At 67.1% G+C, this 4,360-nt stretch carries 6 protein-coding genes; all 6 read right to left on the bottom strand.

From position 1 onward, the window contains the following. Nucleotides 1-2 precede the first annotated feature (2 nt). Complete coding sequence (locus MUO23_09390; GenBank protein MCJ7513165.1) at nucleotides 3-554, bottom strand: hypothetical protein; 552 nt, start codon at nucleotides 552-554, stop codon at nucleotides 3-5. Between the two features lie 18 nt (nucleotides 555-572). Continuing rightward, nucleotides 573-2,228: a GAF domain-containing protein gene (locus MUO23_09385; protein MCJ7513164.1), complete on the bottom strand. Its 1,656-nt coding sequence runs from the start codon at nucleotides 2,226-2,228 to the stop codon at nucleotides 573-575. 14 nt (nucleotides 2,229-2,242) lie between these two features. Continuing rightward, nucleotides 2,243-2,533 (bottom strand): YgiT-type zinc finger protein, encoded by a 291-nt coding sequence (locus tag MUO23_09380; GenBank protein MCJ7513163.1) that lies wholly within the window; start codon nucleotides 2,531-2,533, stop codon nucleotides 2,243-2,245. 2 nt (nucleotides 2,534-2,535) lie between these two features. After that, nucleotides 2,536-3,090, bottom strand: a complete 555-nt coding sequence (locus tag MUO23_09375) for a hypothetical protein (GenBank protein ID MCJ7513162.1) — start codon at nucleotides 3,088-3,090, stop codon at nucleotides 2,536-2,538. 3 nt (nucleotides 3,091-3,093) lie between these two features. Beyond that, nucleotides 3,094-3,687 carry a signal peptidase I gene (gene lepB / locus MUO23_09370; protein ID MCJ7513161.1) on the bottom strand — a complete coding sequence of 198 codons (594 nt, stop codon included), beginning with the start codon at nucleotides 3,685-3,687 and terminating at the stop codon, nucleotides 3,094-3,096. 214 nt (nucleotides 3,688-3,901) lie between these two features. Further along, nucleotides 3,902-4,360: ribosome biogenesis GTPase Der (locus MUO23_09365; GenBank protein MCJ7513160.1), on the bottom strand; the 459-nt coding region annotated here is incomplete at its 5' end.

Here is a 4,360-nt window from a genome sequence, read left to right as displayed (position 1 = left end):
GGCTAGACCGGCTGGGTCGGGCTGCGGAACTCGGAGGGGATTTCTTCCTTGGGGAGCATGGCGATGGCGTCGACCCTCTCCCGGTTGAACAGCATGGCCGGCGATTCGGCGGTCACGCTGGGGAACAGGATGGCCTGCATCTGGCCGAAGAAGAACGGGATGAAGATCTGGTGCCCCTCGAACATCAAGCCGCTGAAATTGAATCGTCCCGAGCTTTCCACCGCGCCCCTCAACTCATAACCGCCCAGCAGGACATGGATCCACTGCACCAGTGGGGTGGTGTAGCCGCGACGGACGGTGGCGGTCGGTCCCATCTCCGTGCGGCTGCTGAGCAGGACGCACACGATCTCCCCCTTGGCCAGCCAGATAGTTGGGTAGCGCGCCACCAGCCGCCCGGGTGCATGCAGCCGGCTGAGGTGAGCACCTTCGATCTCCAGGGCGGAGGTGGTCGGGATGTTCAGGAAGGAATACAGCCCGCTGGTCCCCGGGTTCAGGCGCCCGAGGATGCGGTGGCTTTCGGTGTAGATCTCGACCGAGACGGGTTTTCCGGTCATGTCCCCTGCCGAGCCGGACTATACCACCGGAATGCAGAAGGTGATGCGCACACCCCCGGAGGACTGTTCGAACCAGAGCCTGCCGCCCAGGCTCTCGACGATCATCCGGATCTCGCCCATCGACAAGCCGCGTCCGAGCATGCCGGCCGCCGGGTCGTTCTGGGGGCTGGTCAGCGTCTCGACGATCTCGGCGGTCAGCGGGGCGCCGGTGTCTCCGACCGAGACGGCCGCCCACAATCCGTCCGGCAGTCGGATGCCGAAGGGTAGCGCCAGGCCGTCGCTGCGCCCCTTCTGGAGGTTGAAGTGATGGGTCTCCAGGACGATCGAGCCTGTCGTTGATCGGCGCATCGAGGAGGCAACCAGCGCTTCGAGCACTTTGCGGATGCGGCTCTCATCCGTGCGCAACAGCGGCATGGCCGGGTCCGGCAGGACCTGGAGTGCGAGTCCCTGGCGGGTGGCGACCGCCTCGGCTTCGGCCGCGATCTGGCGCACCAAGCCGGGCAAGTCGAGCGTGTCCGCCGCTTCCTCACCGTTCATGACCGCCATCCGCATGCTGCTCAGACGCTGCAGTTCGAGGCGGACCTGCTCGAGCAACACCTTCTGGTCCTGGCTGAACTGATCGGCTGCCATCAACCCGTCGAGTTGGAGCTGGGTTCGCTTCAAGCCCTCGATCAGCGCCGCCGGCGCTATGCCCACTGCCGCCGGCTCAGCGATCGCCGGACTGGGAGGCGGGGCCGGGGCGGGGGTCTTGGCCTTAAGAGTCAGCGAGGCATGCTCGAGGGCGACCCCGGTCCAGTCGGCCAGTGCTTGAAGCACCGTCTGATGGTGCTCGCTGAAGCGCCGAGCGGATAGCCGGTTGTACACCCCCAGCACGCCGACCACCCTCGGGCCAACTCGCAGCGGCACCTCGACCAGCGACTGCACCAGGAAGCCGGTCTGAACCTTGACCGGGCCGGCATCCAACGACGGCTGGCGCAGCAACGCCTGGCCCGACTGATAGACCTCGCCGACCAGGGTGTCGGTGACGCGCATGCGCTGCAAGGTGGCCTGCCGCTCGTTGGGCTGCTTGCTCGCTCGCAGCACCAGGTCGCTCGTTCCGGGTTCTGCCAAATAGATGTTGGCTTCCTCGGCGTCGGTGACGAAGGCGGCGGCCTCGACGACGCGGGTCAGGATCGAATCCAGATCTTCCAGGACGGCGACGGTGCGGCCGATCTCGCTCAACGTCCGGACCTCTTCGGTGCGCCGGCGCAGCTGCTCGCGCATGGCCTCGACCCGGCTGGCCAAGCCTTGGGTGTTGGTCTCGGCGACCCGAACCTCGGCCAGGTCGAAAATGGTCTTGGTCAGCTCCTCCGGCTTGAAGGGCTTGTTCAAGATGTCGGCCACGCCCAGGCGGAAGAGATCGCGCAGCCGGTTGGGAGGGAAGTGGGCCGCCAGGACGACCGCCGGCGACTCATCCCCTTGCTCGCGTCGCGCCTGAAGCTTGGCCAGTGGATTGCCTCGCAGCTGGGTGATATCCACCACCAAAAGATCGTGCGGGGGTGCCTCGGCGCCCTCCGGCCAGGCCTGGATGCCTGCCGGCGTGAGCACACGGCTGATCAGGGTGATGGCGGTATCGTCGACATCGGCGATGACCAGGACGCGGGGCGGGGCGCGGCGGGAAGAGGGATCCGTCATGAGGGGTCAGGCTCTCAGGAGCGGCGGCGGGGCGCGGCCGACGGCGGAGGTGCGCTGGTTGCCGGTGGCTGCGGCCGCGGTCGCGGCCGGCGAGCGCCGCGGCGGGTCGTGTCGAGCATAGCCCGCAGTTCTGCCAACGCGCTGGAATCGTAGTCGCGCCGGCCGCAGACGTCGCACACCCAGGCTGGGAAATCCGGGACACACACCAGGTTCCTGCCCTCCATCGTGAAATAAGAGACACGCCGTGGGCGCAGGTTGCCGACCTGACACTCCGGACAAGGATACGGAACGGTGCTGTCGGCCATGCTCAGATTCCCGCCGCGCCTGCGGCGGCCAGCGCCCGGCGGCGAACCTGCTCGACGATCGCAACACCGGTGCTGGTGCCCAAACGGCTGGCTCCGGCCACGATCATGCGCAGGGCAGTCTCCGCCGTGCGAATCCTCCCGGCGGCCTTGACGCCCATCTTCGAGCCGACCACGGTCCGCATCGGACGGACATCCTCGACCGTCGCTCCACTCGGGCCGAACCCGGTCGAGCTCCTGACGAAGTCGGCACGGCACACACCGGCCAGCAAGCAGCCCGCCATCTTCTGGTCCTCACTGAGCAGCGATGTCTTCAGAATAAGCGTGACCCGCACGCCGGCGGGATGGGCCGCTTGGACCACCTCGGCCGCCGTAGCTTCGGGTTTGAGGACGATCTGGTCGATCAGCGGTGCCAGACGGTCGGCCTGAACCGGGTGCGAGCCGGCCTGGGCCGAGGAAATGATCGGCTTGAGCGGGCCTCCGGCCGTATCGACGGCCGAGCGAATCGCGGGCGCCAGCCGGTCGACCGGAGTCGAGGGGTGGCGATCATTCACGGGCATGCCTCAAGCTCCGGCGGCGATGGCAGGCGATAGGTGCTCGATCAACCCCGCCTCTGCGACCGGCCAGTACACCAGGATGGCTCGCCCGATGATGTCCTCCATCGGCAACATCCCCCAGTTCTGCGAATCCGAAGAGTTGTTGCGGTTGTCGCCGAGAACGAAGGCCTCCCCTGCGGCGACGGTCCACTCGCCGGAGTAGCGAGGGGCTGCGGCGATGTAGGGCTCCTCAAGCACCTGACCATTCACCAGCACGCGCCCGTCGACGATCCGGACCTGGTCGCCGGGCAGCCCGATGATGCGCTTGATGAAGCGCCGATCGAGGTTGAGGGGGAAGCGGAACACAACGATATCGCCTCGTTCCGGCGCAGTCCAGCGATAGGCCAGGCGGTTCACCACAACGAACTCGCCGTCATGTAGGCTGGGTTCCATGCTGCTGCCTTCGACCCGGATGCGGGCGGTCACGAAGTTGACGCCCAGGAACAGCAGACCGGCCAGGAGCACGGTCTGCAGGATCTCCCCGGCAGTGCGCACCCAGCCCGCCCTCTCTCGGGAGGTGAGCTGGGAAGAAGTCTCGGTTTCTAGACGGCTAGGGTCCATCGCGACTGGTGATTATACGACCCCGGGGAGGACCCTGACAAGGACCGCCGGGCTTACACCTTCCTACCAGAGCGGGGCGCCTCCGACGCGGACCCTGGCCGGGCGGCCGGCCCAGCGTAGAGCGCCTCCCTCGCCGGCCCATGGCCGGTGAGGCCGCAGCGCTCGGCGAGGGGATGCCCCTGGATACGAGGGCCGCAGCCAGGCCAGCCAGCGGTCAGGCCCGCTTGGATTCCCGCTTGCGGAACACCAGCAAGATCGGCGTCCCGAGGAAGGAGTACGCCTCGCGGATACGGTTTTCGAGGAATCGAGTGTAGGTGAAGTGGACCAGCTTGGGGTCGTTGACATGGAACAGGAAGGTGGGAGGGTCGCTCCGCACCTGGGAGGCGTACAGAATCTTCAGGCGCATGCCGGCCCGGGAAGGTGGGGCGTGCCGGTCCTGCGCCTGCTGCACCAGGCGGTTGAGGGCCGCTGTCGGGATGCGGCGCAGGCGCTCTTCCTGGACGCGGAGCGCCAGCGGAAGGATCTGCTCGACCCGTTGGCCGGTCTTGGCCGAAACGAAGAGAGCGGGGACATAGTCGAGGAAGTTGAGCTGCTGCCGCACATGTTCGGCATAGGCCGGCTGGGTGTGGGTGTCCTTCGGCACGGCATCCCACTTGTTGATCACGATGATGAT

This window comes from Anaerolineales bacterium, from assembly GCA_022866145.1.
Classification (GTDB): Bacteria; Chloroflexota; Anaerolineae; order Anaerolineales; family E44-bin32; genus PFL42.
The sequence above is the reverse complement of the archived record's forward strand: the minus strand, read 5'-3'. Positions and strand labels throughout refer to the sequence as shown.

Excerpts from the sequence above, each read along its gene's own strand:
- MUO23_09390 (MCJ7513165.1), bottom strand. The coding sequence starts at position 554 with ATGACCGGAAAACCCGTCTCGGTCGAGATCTACACCGAAAGCCACCGC.
- MUO23_09385 (MCJ7513164.1), bottom strand. The coding sequence starts at position 2,228 with ATGACGGATCCCTCTTCCCGCCGCGCCCCGCCCCGCGTCCTGGTCATC.
- MUO23_09380 (MCJ7513163.1), bottom strand. The coding sequence starts at position 2,533 with ATGGCCGACAGCACCGTTCCGTATCCTTGTCCGGAGTGTCAGGTCGGC.
- lepB (MCJ7513161.1), bottom strand. The coding sequence starts at position 3,687 with ATGGACCCTAGCCGTCTAGAAACCGAGACTTCTTCCCAGCTCACCTCC.
- MUO23_09375 (MCJ7513162.1), bottom strand. The coding sequence starts at position 3,090 with ATGCCCGTGAATGATCGCCACCCCTCGACTCCGGTCGACCGGCTGGCG.